15 protein-coding genes are annotated in these 17,313 nt (G+C 52.4%); 12 read left to right on the top strand and 3 right to left on the bottom strand.

The window, feature by feature from the left end:
- The first annotated feature begins 72 nt into the window (after positions 1 to 72).
- Both KQJ18_RS00285 and aldA read left to right on the top strand, forming a co-directional pair.
- Positions 73 to 870 (top strand): YdcF family protein, encoded by a 798-nt coding sequence (locus tag KQJ18_RS00285; protein WP_185655821.1) that lies wholly within the window; start codon positions 73 to 75, stop codon positions 868 to 870.
- A gap of 199 nt (positions 871 to 1,069) precedes the next feature.
- Positions 1,070 to 2,509, top strand: coding sequence for an aldehyde dehydrogenase (gene aldA / locus KQJ18_RS00280; protein ID WP_137347880.1), 1,440 nt, complete (start codon positions 1,070 to 1,072; stop codon positions 2,507 to 2,509).
- 86 nt (positions 2,510 to 2,595) lie between these two features.
- Here the strand turns inward: aldA and gap are convergent, their stop codons facing one another.
- Positions 2,596 to 3,597, bottom strand: a complete 1,002-nt coding sequence (gene gap, locus KQJ18_RS00275; RefSeq protein ID WP_216421200.1) for a type I glyceraldehyde-3-phosphate dehydrogenase — start codon at positions 3,595 to 3,597, stop codon at positions 2,596 to 2,598.
- A 189-nt stretch (positions 3,598 to 3,786) separates the two neighbouring features.
- Here gap and cybB point away from each other — a divergent pair, with 189 nt between their 5' ends.
- The 3 genes from cybB to KQJ18_RS00260 all read left to right on the top strand — a co-directional run bounded on the left by cybB (position 3,787) and on the right by KQJ18_RS00260 (position 6,787).
- Positions 3,787 to 4,317 (top strand): cytochrome b561, encoded by a 531-nt coding sequence (cybB, locus tag KQJ18_RS00270; protein WP_137351444.1) that lies wholly within the window; start codon positions 3,787 to 3,789, stop codon positions 4,315 to 4,317.
- 782 nt (positions 4,318 to 5,099) lie between these two features.
- The gene (locus KQJ18_RS00265) at positions 5,100 to 5,519 is read left to right on the top strand and encodes a translesion error-prone DNA polymerase V autoproteolytic subunit (RefSeq protein WP_087856558.1); all 420 of its coding nucleotides are present in this window, start codon (positions 5,100 to 5,102) and stop codon (positions 5,517 to 5,519) included.
- A 2-nt stretch (positions 5,520 to 5,521) separates the two neighbouring features.
- Positions 5,522 to 6,787, top strand: coding sequence for a Y-family DNA polymerase (locus KQJ18_RS00260; protein ID WP_216421198.1), 1,266 nt, complete (start codon positions 5,522 to 5,524; stop codon positions 6,785 to 6,787).
- Between the two features lie 18 nt (positions 6,788 to 6,805).
- Here KQJ18_RS00260 and KQJ18_RS00255 read toward each other — a convergent pair whose 3' ends face one another.
- The gene (locus KQJ18_RS00255; RefSeq protein WP_085048147.1) at positions 6,806 to 7,690 is read right to left on the bottom strand and encodes a LysR family transcriptional regulator; all 885 of its coding nucleotides are present in this window, start codon (positions 7,688 to 7,690) and stop codon (positions 6,806 to 6,808) included.
- 175 nt (positions 7,691 to 7,865) lie between these two features.
- Here KQJ18_RS00255 and KQJ18_RS00250 point away from each other — a divergent pair, with 175 nt between their 5' ends.
- The 5 genes from KQJ18_RS00250 to KQJ18_RS00230 all read left to right on the top strand — a co-directional run bounded on the left by KQJ18_RS00250 (position 7,866) and on the right by KQJ18_RS00230 (position 13,681).
- The gene (locus tag KQJ18_RS00250) at positions 7,866 to 9,002 is read left to right on the top strand and encodes an alpha/beta hydrolase (protein WP_087856561.1); all 1,137 of its coding nucleotides are present in this window, start codon (positions 7,866 to 7,868) and stop codon (positions 9,000 to 9,002) included.
- A gap of 88 nt (positions 9,003 to 9,090) precedes the next feature.
- Complete coding sequence (locus KQJ18_RS00245; protein ID WP_216421196.1) at positions 9,091 to 10,284, top strand: MFS transporter; 1,194 nt, start codon at positions 9,091 to 9,093, stop codon at positions 10,282 to 10,284.
- Between the two features lie 112 nt (positions 10,285 to 10,396).
- Complete coding sequence (locus KQJ18_RS00240) at positions 10,397 to 10,672, top strand: metal/formaldehyde-sensitive transcriptional repressor (RefSeq protein WP_003833178.1); 276 nt, start codon at positions 10,397 to 10,399, stop codon at positions 10,670 to 10,672.
- Between the two features lie 32 nt (positions 10,673 to 10,704).
- Positions 10,705 to 11,823 carry an S-(hydroxymethyl)glutathione dehydrogenase/class III alcohol dehydrogenase gene (locus tag KQJ18_RS00235; protein ID WP_038640779.1) on the top strand — a complete coding sequence of 373 codons (1,119 nt, stop codon included), beginning with the start codon at positions 10,705 to 10,707 and terminating at the stop codon, positions 11,821 to 11,823.
- Positions 11,824 to 11,992: 169 nt separating this feature from the next.
- Positions 11,993 to 13,681, top strand: a complete 1,689-nt coding sequence (locus tag KQJ18_RS00230) for a methyl-accepting chemotaxis protein (protein WP_159121777.1) — start codon at positions 11,993 to 11,995, stop codon at positions 13,679 to 13,681.
- Positions 13,682 to 13,720: 39 nt separating this feature from the next.
- Here KQJ18_RS00230 and KQJ18_RS00225 read toward each other — a convergent pair whose 3' ends face one another.
- Positions 13,721 to 14,644 carry a LysR substrate-binding domain-containing protein gene (locus tag KQJ18_RS00225; RefSeq protein ID WP_087856565.1) on the bottom strand — a complete coding sequence of 308 codons (924 nt, stop codon included), beginning with the start codon at positions 14,642 to 14,644 and terminating at the stop codon, positions 13,721 to 13,723.
- A gap of 230 nt (positions 14,645 to 14,874) precedes the next feature.
- On the opposite strand from KQJ18_RS00225, the gene KQJ18_RS00220 reads away from it, so the two are divergent.
- Positions 14,875 to 15,777, top strand: coding sequence for a manganese-dependent inorganic pyrophosphatase (locus KQJ18_RS00220; protein WP_216421194.1), 903 nt, complete (start codon positions 14,875 to 14,877; stop codon positions 15,775 to 15,777).
- Positions 15,778 to 15,898: 121 nt separating this feature from the next.
- Positions 15,899 to 17,242 carry a VOC family protein gene (locus KQJ18_RS00215; RefSeq protein WP_069324946.1) on the top strand — a complete coding sequence of 448 codons (1,344 nt, stop codon included), beginning with the start codon at positions 15,899 to 15,901 and terminating at the stop codon, positions 17,240 to 17,242.
- The last annotated feature ends 71 nt before the right edge of the window (positions 17,243 to 17,313 follow it).

Genomic DNA, 17,313 nt, shown 5'->3' with positions numbered 1-17,313 from the left:
TGAACCACCGGCCGGACAAGGCGTAACCGCCATCCGGCCTCTGTACCCGGTAAAGAATAAACACCAGGAGTCATGAATATGAGTCAGTTTCCGACGCTCTCCGCGACCACGCTGGCGGCGATCAATACTGTAGGGCAATGGCTGGCGCAGAGCGATTTTACGGGGGACATCACGGTTCAGTCAGATTGCGTAATTCTGGCGGGGAACGCGGTGATCCCGACCATCGATGCCGCCTGCCGGATCGCGAAAGACCAACAGGTTCCCTTATTGATTAGTGGGGGCATCGGCCATTCCACGCGCTTTCTGTATGACGCGATTGCCCGACATCCTCGCTACAATATCATTCGAACCACCGGACGTGCGGAAGCGGCGATCCTTGCCGATATCGCTCACCAGTTCTGGCACATTCCGGGGGAGAAGATTTGGGTGGAAGACCAGTCAACAAACTGCGGTGAGAATGCCCGATTTAGCTGTGCGTTACTGAGCCAGGCGACAGCAAGCATGCATACCGTCATTGTGGTGCAGGATCCGACCATGCAACGCCGCACGATGGCCACGTTTCAGCGCGTAACCCGCGATGAGCCGCATGCGCCGCGCTGGTTGAGTTTCCCGGGATTCGTTCCTGAGCTGGTCCAACAGGGCGACGGCGTGGACTTTGCGCCGACGGCCGAAGGGCTATGGTCAGTGGATCGCTATCTTTCGCTCATTACCGGAGAGTTGCCGCGTCTGCGGGACGATGTTAATGGCTATGGTCCCTGTGGCCGCGATTTTATCGTGCACGTGGATATTCCCGGTAACGTTGAGGCCGCCTGGCAGCAATTGAAAAGCGATACCGCGCTGTCAGACTTACTGGAGAGCCGCTCTCTGTGATCCCCGCTGCCCGTTTGTAAGCGTTTTGTTGCAAACGGGCATAAATCCCGCCCGTTTTTTCCTTTCATCAGCGCGTTGCCAGACGCTTTTATGAAGCCGCTCACAGAACAGTCACTGTAGTGATAATTCGTCAGGCATGATTGATATTAATTAACAATAGTTTTACTTGTTAAAAACAAATCAATCACAGGAGAAGCGCATGTCAGTACCCGTACAACATCCTATGTATATCGATGGGCAGTTTGTGACCTGGCACGATGACGCCTGGATTGATGTCGTCAATCCGGCCACGGAAGAGGTTATCTCGCGTATTCCGGATGGACGTGCCGAAGATGCGCGTAAAGCGATAGACGCCGCCGAGCGCGCTCAGCCTGAATGGGAAGCGCTGCCTGCCATTGAACGGGCGAACTGGCTACGCAAAATATCTGCGGGTATCCGTCAACGCGCCAGCGAAATCAGCGCATTGATAGTGGCTGAAGGCGGGAAAATACAGCAACTGGCCGACGTTGAAGTCGCATTTACCGCCGATTATATCGATTACATGGCCGAGTGGGCACGCCGTTATGAAGGCGAGATCCTGCAAAGCGATCGCCCGGGTGAGAATATCCTGCTGTTTAAGCGCGCTCTGGGCGTGACAACGGGCATTCTGCCGTGGAATTTTCCGTTCTTCCTGATTGCTCGCAAACTGGCCCCCGCGCTGCTGACGGGCAATACCATTGTCATTAAACCGAGTGAGTTTACGCCCAACAACGCCATCGCCTTTGCCAAAATTGTTGATGATATCGGCTTGCCTCGCGGGGTATTTAATCTGGTCCTGGGACGCGGTGAAACGGTCGGCCAGGAACTGGCCGGAAACCCGAAAGTGGCAATGGTCAGCATGACCGGTAGCGTCGGAGCGGGCGAGAAAATTATGGCTGCAGCGGCCAAAAACATCACTAAAGTCTGCCTGGAACTGGGGGGCAAAGCCCCAGCTATCGTGATGGATGATGCTGACCTTGAGCTGGCCGTGAAGGCAATTGTTGACTCACGGGTGATCAATACCGGGCAGGTATGCAACTGCGCCGAACGCGTGTACGTCCAGAAAGGTATTTATGACCAGTTCGTTAATCGTCTGGGTGAAGCGATGAAAGCCGTACAGTTCGGCAATCCGGCTGAGCGCAATGACATTGCGATGGGACCGTTGATTAACGCCGCTGCGCTGGAACGAGTGGAGCAGAAAGTTGCGCGAGCGGTGCAGGAAGGGGCCAGAGTAGTGCTGGGCGGTAAGGCGGTAGAAGGCAAAGGCTATTACTATCCGCCGACATTACTGTTGGATGTGCGTCAGGAGATGGCGATTATGCACGAGGAGACCTTTGGTCCGGTGCTGCCGGTGGTGGCGTTTAATACGCTGGAAGAGGCACTGACGATGGCCAACGACAGCGACTACGGGCTGACTTCATCAATTTACACGCAAAATTTGAACACCGCGATGAAGGCGATTAAGGGGCTGAAGTTTGGCGAAACCTATATTAATCGTGAAAACTTCGAGGCAATGCAGGGTTTCCACGCGGGGTGGCGCAAGTCCGGGATTGGTGGGGCAGACGGTAAACACGGCCTGAATGAATATCTGCAAACGCAGGTGGTTTATCTGCAGTCCTAAGCTTTTAGCCGGGTGAGTTTGTACGTCACCCGGCGTAATTTTTACACTTTGGCGGCTATCCCGTGCATTCGACCTCCGCCACAACGTCAGAGCTTGATAAATTTATCCAGCGTGCGAATAAGTTGGGTCACAAAACCGTACTCGTTATCGTACCAGGCGACGGTTTTTACCAGTTGCAGATCGCCCACTTCGGTAATCTCAGTTTGTGTCGCATCAAATACCGAACCGAAATGTGAGCCAATCACATCTGACGAGACAATCTCCTCGTCGGTATAGTCAAATGACTCATTATTCAGCGTGGCTTTTTTCAGCGCGTTATTAACCTCTTCAGCGGTGACCTTTTTACTCAATACCGACACCAGTTCCGTGACGGATCCGGTTTTCACCGGTACGCGCTGGGCGTGGCCTTTTAATTTTCCGCTCAATGCCGGAATCACCAGGCCAATCGCTTTCGCTGCACCGGTGGTATGGGGAATGATGTTCTCCGCCGCCGCCCGCGAGGCGCGCAGATCTTTTCCGCGAGGGCCATCTACCAGCGATTGTGTCCCTGTGTAGGCATGGATGGTTGTCATAGTGCCCAGTTGAATACCGAAGTTGTCATGCAGGGCTTTCGCCATCGGCGCCAGGCAGTTAGTGGTGCACGATGCGACAGAGATAATTCGATCGTTCGCATCCATCGTGTCGTCGTTCACGTTAAAAACAATGGTTTTCATATCCCCGGCAGGGGCGGATATCAGGACTTTTTGGGCGCCTGCGTCCAGGTGGGCGTTGGCTTTTTCTGTTGAGGTGTAAAAACCGGTGCATTCGATGATGATCTCTGCGCCAGTGGCTTTCCACGGAATATTTTTGGCCTCTTTTTCTGCATAAACAGCGATTCTTTTACCGTCGACAATCAGCGCGTCTTCGGTAAAGTCGATACTCCAGGGAAATGGACCGTAATTTGAGTCGTGTTTTAACAGATAGGCGAGAATTTTGGGCGAGGTCAGGTCATTAATGGCGACGACTTCCACGCTGCTTTTGACCTCCAGTAGTCGACGCAATACCAGACGACCGATACGACCAAAGCCGTTAATGCCAATTTTACTCATGGTTTTCTCCTGTCAGGATGAGGCGGTACGACATATTTTCCCTACCAGGCATAGTCCAGTCAGGCATCCGGGGCAATAGCTGTTTTTGCGCTTAAACGTAACTGACTGATAATGGATGAACAAAAATTAATGAATTTTTAACAAAAGCCCGTTATGTTGACGCATTATTGTTTTTATTCAGGAAGTGTTATGGGGAATAAGTATTCTGGCCTGCAAATTGGTATTCACTGGCTGGTTTTTTTGTTGGTCATTGTGGCCTACAGCGCCATGGAGTTTCGCGGATTTTTCCCGCGTAGCTATCGTCCCTTGTTCAACATGGTGCACGTATCCTGTGGCATCACGATTTTAACGCTGATGGTGGCGCGTCTGCTGGTCAGGCTGAAATATCCGGCGCCGCCGATTGTACCAAAACCGAAACCGATGATGACCGGAATGGCGCATCTGGGCCATCTGGTCATCTATCTGTTGTTTATTGCGTTGCCGATTATTGGTCTGGTGATGATGTACAACCGGGGCAATCCGTGGATGGCATTTGGCATCGTCATGCCATATGCGGCAAAAGCCAACGTTGATCTTGTGGAGATGCTGAAGTCCTGGCACGTGACGCTGGCAAACCTGGGCTATTTTGTTATTGGTTTGCATGCCGCAGCCGCCCTGATGCATCACTACTTCTGGAAGGATAATACGTTGCTGCGCATGATGCCGCGTAAGCGTTCCTGACGTAAAGCCCCGCAAGCGCGCAATGTCGTTCAGGTTGAACATGTGATTCTTGATCAGCGTTCCGTTCACCTCAGCCGTATCACTTTTCTAAAGCACAGATACTCGTGAACGTGCAAGGGAGGCTCACCGCCGCCTCCCTTGCATCCCAGGCTCCCGGCGGGAAAATCGTCGCTGCGCGAGCTATTCGTCTTATGCTGTCTGCCTGTCGGGTCGGGGTCATCGCTTCAACGCTCTGACTTTCAGTAAAATCTTTTTTGCTGTTCAACATATTCAAATAAAAACACAGGAGGTCAGGTGTGGCTGGTCCGGCTGAAAATTGCCGACGTGTTTCCGTAAGGCCGGGAGAGCCAGCATGGATGCTGGCTCAGGGCGCGCTTTGCAGGGACGCTACCTCGCGCCCGGCCCGGTCGCCTGGAGGAATAAACGGAGGGGACCGCGGAGCGGCAATTTTCCCGCCGGGAGCCGGGATTGTTAAGGGTACGGCGATAGTACCCTTAACACGTTCACTGGCGTTCAGTGTACAGAGAAGAGATACGGCTGAGGTGAACGGAACCCTTTCCCTGAAATAGCATGTTTATTACCTACGCCAATACCGTCCTTATCGTTCCGGTTAAATGAACATCTTCCTCTGCGGAATAAAACAAAAAATTATTTTTCCAGACACGATAAAAGCTTACCGACGAGATGATTAAACAATACCCAGTTCGCTACTCTCGTCACTTGATCGCCGTCCTCATTAAAACTACTGTATATAAATACAGTTAAGTGAGAGGCAGATTATTATGTTGTTTTTCCAGCCTGCAAAACGTCGACAAACGAAAAATTTTCCCCTGTTCAGCGACCTTGTGCCCTGTGGTTTTCCTTCTCCGGCGCAGGATTACGTTGAAAAAGGTATCGATCTCAATGACCTGCTGGTACAGCATCCCAGCGCAACCTATTTTGTAAAATCATCGGGTGATTCTATGGTCGGGGCGGGGATCGGTGAGGGTGATTTGCTGATTGTCGACAGCGCCAGAAACCCGGCTCATGGAGACATCGTGATTGCCGCCATTGGGGGAGAGTTCACCGTTAAACGTCTGCAATTGCATCCAATTGTGATGCTCAAGCCAGAGAACAGAACCTACGCGCCCATTATCATCGGCAGCGAGGACTCGCTGGATATCTTTGGCGTGGTGACCTTTATCGTTAAGGCGGCTGGCTGATTATGTTTGCCCTGGTGGATGTTAATTCGTTTTACGCCAGTTGTGAGATGGCATTCCGGCCCGATCTGAAAGACAAACCGGTTGTCGTTCTTTCCAATAACGACGGTTGTGTTATCGCCTGTAGCGCGAAGGCTCGGGCGCTTGGCATCACAATGGGCGCTCCGTACTTCAAACAGAAAGATCTGTTTCGGCGCTACGGCGTGGTGTGTTTTAGTTCCAACTATGAACTGTATGCGGATATGAGCAGTCGGGTCATGTCTATCCTGGAAGACCTCTCTCCACATGTGGAAAGGTACAGTATTGATGAGGCCTTCTGCGATTTGACGGGAGTAAGAAATTGTAGGGAACTGACGGATTTTGGTCTCGAAATCAGGGCCACAATTCTACAGAAAACACGCCTTCAGGTTGGCGTTGGCATCGCCCAGACCAAAACGCTGGCAAAGCTCGCGAATTACGCCGCCAAAAAATGGCCGCAACAGACTCGCGGAGTGGTGGATTTATCAAATATTGACCACCAGCGTAAGCTGATGGCCGCACTCCCTGTCGGTGAAGTGTGGGGCGTGGGCCGCCGTATCAGTAAAAAACTGAACGCGATGGGGATTAAAACCGTCCGTGACCTGGCTGATACCGACATTCGCTTTATTCGCAAACACTTCAACGTAGTTCTTGAACGAACCGTACGGGAATTGCGCGGTGAGTCGTGCCTGGCGCTGGAAGAGTTTTCGCCGGTTAAACAGGAAATCGTCTGTTCACGATCGTTTGGTGAAAAACTCACGGATTACAACGCGATGCGTGAGGCGATTTGCACCTATGCCTCACGTGCGGCGGAAAAGCTGCGCGGGGAGCATCAGTTCTGTCGGTTTATCTCTGTATTTATCAAAACCAGTCCATTTGCCTTGAAGGAACCGTATTACGCTAACAGCGCGTCGGTAAAGCTGCTGATCCCGACCCAGGACACCCGGGAAATTATGAGTGCGGCAACGCGCAGCCTGGACGCTATCTGGCGAGAGGGGCAACATTATCAAAAAGCGGGTGTGATGTTGGGCGATTTTTTCAGTTCTGGCGTGGCGCAACTGAATCTGTTTGATGGCAACGCCCCCCGGAGCCACAGCGCGGAATTAATGATGGTGATTGATCGGTTGAATAAAAAGGGACGTGGGACAATCTGGTTTGCCGGGCAGGGGATTGAACAGCCGTGGCAAATGAAACGAGAGATGCTCTCCCCCCGCTATACGACGCGTTTTACTGATTTACTGCGCGTCAGGTGAGTCTTAATACCTGCTGATTCAAATTTTTAATGTATCGATGACGGCTCGCAAGGCAGGTGACACGTTACGGTGCGGGTAATACAGAAATGAACCATCCAGACGCTGACTGTAACGTTGCAGAACCCGGATAAGCGTGCCTCGTTCTAAATCATCGGCAATCAACTCTTCGGGGACATAACCCAGCCCCAGGCCCAGTCTGGCTGCTTTTGCTTCCATGTAACTGTCAGCAAAGGCCCACTGTCCCTGCGGCCGGTGGGTGATTCTTTTACCACCATCGTTGAGCTCCCAGGCATACAGGCTTCCATCACCAAACTGATATGCGATGCAGGGGTGGATCACTAAATCTGCTGGTGTTTGGGGAAAGCCGTAGCGACGAAAATGCTCCGGCGTGCCAACTACCGCCATCTCCATATCGGGTGAAATGCGCACCGCGACCATGCCACTACCTACTTCTGAACCCAGGCGGACGCCCGCATCAAATCGTTCAGCAATAATATCGACGAACCGACTTTCGCTAATAAGTTCAAGTCGGATATCGGGGTAGCGTTGTTTAAATACCGCCAGCTTCGGCAGGAGTACTTTATCAATGGCGTGCTGGCTGGCATTGATACGTACCGTACCTGAGGGAGTATTACGATAGTACGCCAGAGTGGAAAGTCCTGAATTCAAAGCATCAAACCCCGATTCTACAGTCCGGTAGAGCTGTTCGCCGGCATGCGTCAACGACAATTTACGCGTAGTACGGGCCAGCAACTGAACCCCCAGACGCTGCTCCAGCTCACGCACTGAACGGCTGATGCCTGATTGCGCCAACCCAAGTCGTTGTGCGGCCGCGGTAAAACTGCCTTCCCGCACTACCTGCATAAACAGGTAGAGATCGTTATAGTTTTCCCGTTTTGCCATTCTTCAGTCCTCGCCTGATATGCCGCCATTTATAACAATATGATATTAATTCTAGCATTTTACACCCTCTAATCAGAACGAATACTGCTACCTATAATGAGCGCATTGCAACCAGGCACAGCAATGTTGTCCGTATAAGACCTGTACCCACAACCTATTTTTAGGGGAACAAGTGATGAAAGCTTTCACCAGAAAACTGTCGACCACCCTACCTGCCATGCTGCTATGCGCATCATTAAATGGAGTCACAACGATGAGTTATGCTGATACAACCAACCCAAACGCGCCCGTTTCGATGGTCGAAAAATGGGATAAAACCTTCGCCGAGAGTACGAAAGTCAATCATCGCAAGGTAACTTTTCAGAACCGCTATGGGATCACGTTAGTTGGAGATCTCTATATTCCAAAAGATCGAGGCGAACGCAAACTGGCGGCAATTGCGGTTAGCGGTCCTTTTGGCGCAGTAAAAGAGCAGTCCAGTGGACTGTACGCGCAGACGCTGGCTGAACAGGGTTTTGTGACGCTGGCCTTCGATCCTTCATATACCGGCGAAAGCGGCGGTATTCCACGTAATGTTGCCTCTCCTGATATCAACACCGAGGATTTCAGCGCGGCGGTTGATTTCCTTGGCCTACAAAAAGAAGTGGATCGCAATCGCATCGGCTTACTTGGTATCTGCGGTTGGGGCGGGATGGCGTTAAATGACGCAGCAATGGATACACGTGTTAAGGCCGTTGCGACTAGCGTAATGTATGACATGAGTCGCGCAATGGGCCATGGCGTCGGTGATGGCAAAGACCGGTATACCTCCGCAGACCGCCACGCGGTATTGCAGTATCTGAATGCGCAGCGCTGGAAAGATGCGGAAAAGGGCACATTTGCCCCGGGTGGACATGACATTAATGTTGACGAAAAAGGTAATGTCAGTGCAGGGGATCGTATTCTGCCGGAAACCTTACCTGCAAATCCGCATCCGGTACTGAAAGAGTTTTACGATTATTACCGGATGCCACGTGGTTTCCATGCGCGTTCTGTCAATTCAACAGGCGCATGGAACGCAACAATGCCCCTGTCGTTTATGAATATGCCGCTGCTAAGCTACGCCAATGAAATTACTGTTCCTGTGCTGATCGTAACGGGTGAAAAAGCTCACTCACGTTATTTTGCCGAAGACGCCTTTAAGGCCGTTGGTAGTAAAGATAAAGAGCTGGTGGTCGTTCCGGGGGCTAACCATGTTGATTTATATGACAATGTGGCCGGTAAAATACCATTCAGCAAATTTGAGCAGTTTTTCAAAACCTCCTTAAGATAAATTCCTGGCCGGAAAACTTAACAAAGCTACCTGTTTGGCAGGTGGCTTTGCCCTTGTTTTGCCCCGGCAATATACAGAGAAAATAATAATGTCCACACTGAGCCATAATACCTTGTGTAATAAAACGCACGCACACTGGGGCGGCGTATTTGCCATGACGCTCTGCGTCTTTATTCTTATTGCCTCAGAATTTATGCCGGTCAGTTTATTGACGCCGATTGCCAGAGATTTGCACGTTTCAGAGGGACTGGCTGGTCAGGGAATAGCGATTTCCGGCGTGCTGGCAGTACTAACCAGCCTGACCATTTCACATGTTGCCGGGGATCTGAATCGTAAATATCTTCTGCTGGGGTTGACCATTTTAATGGCTGTGTCGGCAATAATGATCGGATTAGCTCCCAGTTATCCGCTTTATATGTTGGGAAGAGCCACAATTGGTATTGTCATTGGCGGCTTTTGGTCATTGTCGGCAGCAACGGCAATACGGTTGGTACCGCAGCACCAGGTTCCCCGGGCGCTGGCTATTTTTAATGGCGGGAATGCGCTGGCAACCGTCGTGGCAGCCCCGCTGGGCAGTTACCTGGGGGCAACCGTCGGCTGGCGTGGGGCCTTTTTATGCCTCGTGCCTCTTGCGATAACGGCGTTCATCTGGCAAAGCATCAGTTTGCCCGAAATGAAAAAGGATACGGTGCACAAGACGCGTGGGTCGGTACTTCGTCTGTTTCGTGTCTCCATTGTATCAAGCGGTCTGCTGGCCTGCGGACTCTTCTTTATGGGGCAGTTTGCATTATTTACCTACGTCCGTCCGTTTCTGGAGACGGTGACCAGGGTAAATGCTTCTGGTCTATCTTTGATTTTGCTCGCAATTGGCATCGCGGGGTTGGCTGGTACGCTTATAGTGACGACATTCCTGAACGCCAGATTTTATCAAACACTTATGGCTATACCACTACTGATGGCTATCATTGCCGGAATGTTACTCCTGGTCGGGCACTGTGCCTGGGCTGTTACTGTGCTATTAAGCCTGTGGGGAATGCTCGCTACTGCTGCGCCAACGGGGTGGTGGACATGGCTGGCGCGGACGCTGCCCGAGGATGCTGAGGCGGGCGGTGGTCTGATGGTCGCCGTCATCCAGCTTTCGATTGCGCTTGGTTCAACGGCTGGGGGGCTAATGTTCGACCGTCTGGGATGGCAAAGTTCTTTTGGACTCAGCGCTCTACTACTTGTTGGTGCGCTAGCCGTAACGTTTCTTACGTTCCGCCAAATACGCCAGCGTCACTAATACACCATCAGCAAATCTGTATGGATTAAGTGACGGAGAATAAATAACCCTTCAATTTTACAATTATGTAAAAATCCTGATAGTATACCCCCCTATAGTATCTGGAGGGCGTATGCCACATTCACCTGAAGATAAAAAACGTATCCTCACCCGTGTTCGCCGTATTCGCGGTCAAGTTGACGCGCTTGAGCGGGCGCTGGAGTCCGGCGAACCGTGCCTTGCGATCCTGCAACAAATTGCCGCTGTACGCGGCGCATCCAATGGCCTGATGGGCGAAATGGTGGAGATCCACCTGAAAGACGAACTGGTCAGCGGCGAGACAACGCCAGACCAGCGAGCCGTGCGTATGGCTGAAATCGGCCATCTTCTTCGCGCTTATCTAAAATAACACCATCACCTCGCAATAATGGGAAGAGACAAATGAAATCACGTGCAGCAGTTGCATTTGGCCCCGGCCAACCGCTAAAAATTGTCGAAATCGACGTCGCACCGCCAAAGAAAGGTGAAGTTCTGGTTAAAATTACCCACACTGGCGTGTGTCATACTGACGCTTTTACGCTCTCAGGCGACGATCCGGAAGGGGTGTTCCCGGCGGTGCTTGGCCATGAAGGCGGCGGTATTGTGGTTGAAGTGGGTGAAGGCGTCACCAGCCTGAAAGCGGGCGACCATGTCATCCCCCTGTACACGGCAGAATGCGGTGAGTGTAAGTTCTGTAAGTCAGGGAAAACCAACCTGTGTCAGGCTGTACGCGCCACCCAGGGCAAGGGGTTGATGCCGGATGGCACGACTCGTTTCTCATATAACGGCGAGCCGATTTATCACTATATGGGCACCAGTACCTTCAGTGAATATACCGTTTGCGCGGAGATCTCACTGGCGAAGGTTAACCCGCAGGCGCCGCTGGACAAAGTATGTCTGCTGGGCTGTGGCGTCACTACCGGGATCGGGGCAGTACATAACACCGCGAAAGTGAAAGAAGGCGATACCGTGGCCGTATTTGGTCTTGGCGGCATCGGCCTGGCGGTGATTCAGGGCGCGGTGCAGGCGAAAGCCGGACGTATTCTGGCCGTTGATACCAACCCGGAGAAATTCAAACTGGCGGGTGAAATGGGCGCGACGGATTTCATCAACCCGAATGATTACGATAAACCGATTCAGGATGTGATTGTTGAGCTTACCGATGGCGGTGTGGACTTCAGCTTTGAATGTATCGGCAACGTTAACGTAATGCGTGCGGCGCTGGAATGCTGCCATAAAGGGTGGGGCGAGAGCATCATCATCGGCGTGGCAGGCGCCGGACAAGAAATCAAAACGCGTCCGTTCCAACTGGTTACCGGGCGAGTCTGGCGCGGTTCGGCGTTTGGCGGCGTGAAAGGGCGCACTCAACTCCCGGGAATGGTCGAAGAAGCGATGAGCGGAAAAATCCAGTTGGATCCGTTTATCACCCATCGCTTACCGCTGGAGCAGATTAACGAAGCATTCGATTTAATGCATCAGGGTAAGTCCATCCGTACCGTTATCCACTTTGGCGATAACTGATTCATTGGCCAGCGGATTTATCCGCTGGCACTTTCCTGAATTTTTTAGAATTATGTTGTGAAAGTGTGACGAATCCGGCGCTTTTTACGGTAAGTAAACCTCACGGATTGCCGATGACTATCTAACGGGCGTGTTTTCACGCATAAACCCTACAAGAGAGTCGACGGTCATGGACAACACAACATCGATGCAGGCCCAGCATAAACTGGGATTTCTGCATCAAATCCGACTGGTTCCGCTGTTTTCCTCCATTCTCGGTGGCATCCTTCTGTTGTTCGCCTTAAGTTCAGGGCTGGCAAGCTATTTTCTTATGCAGGCCGATCGCGATCAGCGCGACGTGACCGATGAGATTCAGGTCAGGATGGGGTTATCTAACAGCTCTAACCACTTACGCACCGCACGTATCAACATGATCCATGCCGGCGCGGCGAGCCGTATTGCCGAAATGGATGACATGAAGGCCAATATCGCCGAGGCAGAAAAACGGATTAAGCAATCGCAGGACGGCTTCAATGCTTATATGGCGCGTACGGTGAAAACGTCTGCTGATGAAGCGTTAGACGCCGAATTAAGCGCCAGTTTCAAAGCCTATACCGACGGTTTACAGCCGATGCTGAAATACGCTAAAAACGGCATGTTTGAAGCGATTATCAACCATGAAAATGAACAGGCCAGACCGCTGGATTCCGCTTACAACAAGGTGCTGCTGAAAGCCATTGAGATTCGTACTGCCAGGGCGAATAACCTTAGTGAGCAGGCGCACCAACGTACACAACTTGGTATGGCGTTTATGCTCGGCGCATTTGCCCTCGCGTTGGTGCTCACCGTGATGACGTTTATCGTTCTGCGCCGCACCGTTATCCATCCTCTGTTACGTGCAGCCCTGCGCATCGAGCAAATTTCGGCAGGCGACCTGACCATGCCAGAGGAACCGACCGGGCGCAGTGAAATTGGTCGCCTGAGTCGTCATCTGCAAACTATGCAGCATTCGCTGGTGAAAACCGTGGGCACGGTGCGCCAGGGGGCAGAGGAAATTTATCGCGGTACCAGTGAGATTTCTGCAGGGAATACCGATTTGTCCTCACGTACAGAGCAACAGGCCGCGGCGATTGAAGAAACGGCGGCCAGTATGGAAGAGCTAACGGCTACGGTGAAGCAAAACGCTGACAACGCGCACCATGCGAGCAAGCTGGCGGAAGACGCTTCCGGCAAGGCGAGTCGTGGCGGTCAGATGGTTTCTGGCGTGGTGAAAACCATGGGCAATATCTCAGGTAGTTCGAAGAAAATCTCTGAAATCACAGCCGTTATAAACAGCATTGCTTTCCAGACGAATATCCTGGCGTTGAACGCGGCGGTAGAAGCGGCGCGGGCGGGAGAGCAGGGACGCGGGTTTGCCGTGGTCGCCAGTGAGGTACGCACGCTGGCGAGCCGAAGCGCGCAGGCGGCAAAAGAGATTGAGGGTTTGATTAGCGAATCGGTACGACTCATTGACCAGGGATCCGATGAAGTGGTCGCGGCGGGCAATACCATGACGGATATTGTCGATGCGGTAAAACGCGTGACGGATATCATGCTGGAAATTGCGGCGGCCTCTGATGAGCAGAGCCGGGGCATTGTGCAGGTGAGCCAGGCGATTTCGGAGATGGATAAGGTGACGCAGCAAAACGCCTCTCTGGTTGAAGAAGCGTCGGCCGCAGCGGCATCGCTGGAAGAACAGGCGGCACGTTTAACTGAAGCCGTCGGTACATTCCGCTTAAATGGGGGAAGCGCAATAAAGCGCGCTGCTGGTACCAAAATATCGGGCCATTCAAGTTTGCAGGCAGCAACGGTCAGTGATGATAACTGGGAAACGTTTTAACACGCTATAAGGGACCAGATGGTCCCTTAATTTTGGGTATCAAAACGGTATGGTTTTGCGTATCGCGCCAATGAGGATTTGCGCGGCAGAGGAAAGCTGAACGTCTACACGGGTAAGAATGCCAATAGGTTCACCCGCCCCGTGGGTGGGAATCGGCAATGATACCAACGTCGCCTGACGTAAATCTTCCCGGACCGCGCCTGACGGTACAAACCATACATAGTCGTAGTCAACCGTCAGTTGGCGGGAAAGCGATGCTGACAGCGTTTCGATGCAGCCCGGCGGCATCTTGCAACCCTGGCTTTGCAGCAGCGTTTCCGCGTGCTGACGAGGAGCGGTTCCTTTTGGTGACACCACAACGGGCCATTCCATCACCCGACTCAGCGTGATGGTTTCCTGCAACAACGGGTGGTTAGGCCGCACTACCAGTTTGAGCGACTCAAGAAACAACAGCTCGTAATTCAGACCGACCATTAATTCCGGATCGGCCATCCGACCGATACCGAGATCGATTTCTCCCGATTTTAAACCGGCCAGAATCATGGGATTACTCATGGTGGCAACTTGCAGCGTCGTCTCCATTTGCTGCTTATGGAACGGACCGATTACCGCCGGAAGAATACCCAGCGCAGCGGTGGGTAAGGCCCCAATCCGTATGACGTCCGTCTGCGACTCTTCGCGCTGGTTTAACGCCTGTCCGGCAGTATTGAGCGCGTCCAGTACTCTCACCGCGTGGGTAAGAAACTGCTCGCCGGGCAATGTTAACTGCGCGCCAAGGCGACCGCGTTCAAACAGCCGGGTACCGGTCAACTGCTCCAGTTCATTCAGTGTTTTGGAGAGGGCCGGCTGGCTCAGATTAAGGGTTTCAGCCGCGCGCCCCAACGTTCCCTGTTGTGCAACGGCGACAAAAGTATGCAGGTGGCGCAAGCGAATGCGCTGATTGAACAGAACATTTTTTTCCATAAGCGATGTTAAAAACAGAGCCGTGTCGGTGACAAGTGAAGTTGTTCGTTTTTGATAACTTGATAGCAAAATATTATTAACATTTATCATGTTTTACTTACAACTTATTTATTTTGCTCATGTTTTGTACAGCCAGGCAGGGTGGTGGGATCATGGAAGGGAATGCACCCAGTCGTTATACTTTGAATATTGTTTGCTTTTGCACCCTTTCACTCACAAGGCACTGATTAATGATACATGTAGTAGGACACCTGAATCCCGATAGCGATGCTATTTGCACTGCCGCAATGACGGCGCGTTGGCTTACCTTACGCGGTCAGCAGGCCACAGCATGGCGTCTGGGTGAACCTAACCGCGAAACGCAGTTTATCTTTGCGCAAGCGGGGCTGGCACTTCCTGAACGGCTGACGTTTGAGTTGACCGATCGTGACGTCTGGTTGGTTGATTTCACCGAACCTGCCCAGGGGCCGCAATCGCTGGCAGACAGTAACGTCGTGGGGATTATCGATCACCACCGACTCGGTGGATTAGTCACCCGTCTGCCGCCAGAAGTGTGGGTGAAGCCTGTCGGCAGTAGCGCGACGCTGTTATGGCAACTGATGTCGGAAGATGAGCGTAGCCAGTTATCTCCCGCGGAGGCCGTTTTGTTGCTGGGTGCCGTGCTGAGTGACACTGTCACGTTTCGTTCGCCCACGACCACCGCTGATGATCGTTTAGCGGTCGATGCGCTGGTTCAAAAGGCCGGTGTAGACCTGGACGCCTTCAGTCGCGACCTGCTGTCTGCCAAAACGAGCGTGGAAGGGATGAGCGCCCGCGAACTCCTGCAGAAAGACATTAAAACCTTCACTATCCATGGGCATCAGGTCTGTGTGGCGCAGCTTGAACTGTACGCGCTGCAACAGGTTGATACAGTGCTGGATGAATTACGCCAGGAAATGACGCGCTATGCGCAGGAAAAGAATGCCGCACTGGTTGTGCTCATGCTCACCGATATTAATCTGGGCGACACCAGTCTGTGGTTTGCCGGTTCTGAGCTTTCTGACATCCCGCAGCCCTGCAAGGTGGAAGGTATGCTCAGCCGTAAAAAACAGATGCTCCCCTGGCTGGAAAGTCATTTAAAACCACGCCAGTAGGTTCGGTTCGCCGTCTGTATGGGGTGGGAAACTTACGCGGGGTCACACTTTGTAAATTCTTCCCACCGGACTTTGCAGCGTTCTCTACACTCCAGGTAATATTCACTGGAGGCATGACATTATGGCGAACACCATCACGGCAGATGAGATTCGGGAACAATTTTCGCAGGCAATGTCAGCAATGTACCAGCAGGAAGTCCCGCAGTATGGCACGTTGCTGGAACTTGTCGCTGATGTGAATCTGGCGGTACTGGAAAATAATCCGACGCTGCATGAAAAACTGGCTAATGCGGATGAACTGGCCCGGCTAAACGTTGAGCGCCACGGCGCCATCCGGGTGGGCACTGCGCAGGAGCTTGCTACGCTGCGCCGGATGTTTGCCATTATGGGCATGTATCCGGTGAGTTACTACGACCTCTCTCAGGCCGGCGTCCCTGTACATTCCACGGCTTTTCGGCCCATCGACGATGCCTCGCTTTCGCGCAACCCGTTTCGGGTATTCACCTCGTTATTACGGCTCGAATTAATCGAGAACGTAGCGCTGCGGCAAAAGGCTGCGGAGATCCTTGCAAAACGCGACATTTTCACTCGTCGTTGTCATGAACTGCTGGATGAGTTTGATGCGCAGGGCAGTTTTACGCCTGAGCAGGCGCAGGAGTTTGTCCATGAAGCACTGGAAACCTTTCGCTGGCATCAGCACGCCACGGTAGATGAAGCGACCTATCATGCATTACACAACGAACACCGGCTGATTGCCGATGTGGTGTGTTTCCCTGGTTGTCACATCAACCATCTGACGCCGCGCACGCTGGATATTGACCGGGTACAGTCCATGATGCCGGAATGCGGCATAGAGCCGAAAATATTGATTGAAGGGCCGCCGCGCCGCGAGGTGCCGATTTTATTACGTCAGACCAGTTTCAAAGCGCTGGAAGAACCGGTGCTGTTTGCCGGTGAAATGCGCGGCACTCACACGGCGCGTTTTGGCGAGATTGAACAGCGCGGCGTAGCGCTCACACCGAAAGGCAGAGCCTTGTATGACGAACTGTTGAATAAAGCGGGAACGGGAAAAGACAATCTGACGCACCAGTTGCATCTTCAGGAGGTATTCAAGGCATTCCCGGATAGCGAGTTTCTGCTGCGCCAACAGGGACTCGCCTGGTTTCGTTATCGACTGACGCCGTCAGGCGAGGCGCATCGCCAGGCTATTCGCCCGGATGACGATCCGCAACCGCTCATTGAGCGCGGCTGGCTGGTTGCGCAACCTATCACCTACGAAGATTTCTTACCGGTTAGCGCAGCGGGGATTTTCCAGTCAAATCTGGGTAATGAAACTCAGGCTCGCAGCCATGGGAATTCCAGTCGCGACGCGTTTGAAGAGGCACTGGGTTGCAAGGTATATGACGAATTTATGCTGTATCAGGAGGCTGAAGAGCGAAGTAAACGGCGGTGTGGTTTACTTTAACAGAATTTACACGGGATTCAGTCTGTTCCCATCGACATAAAATATTTTCGATTTTGTACAGATAATCGGCG

Origin of the sequence: Citrobacter sp. S55_ASV_140 (assembly GCF_018919505.1) — a bacterium.
GTDB classification, from domain to species: Bacteria; Pseudomonadota; Gammaproteobacteria; order Enterobacterales; family Enterobacteriaceae; genus Citrobacter; species Citrobacter werkmanii.
The sequence above is the reverse complement of the archived record's forward strand: the minus strand, read 5'-3'. Positions and strand labels throughout refer to the sequence as shown.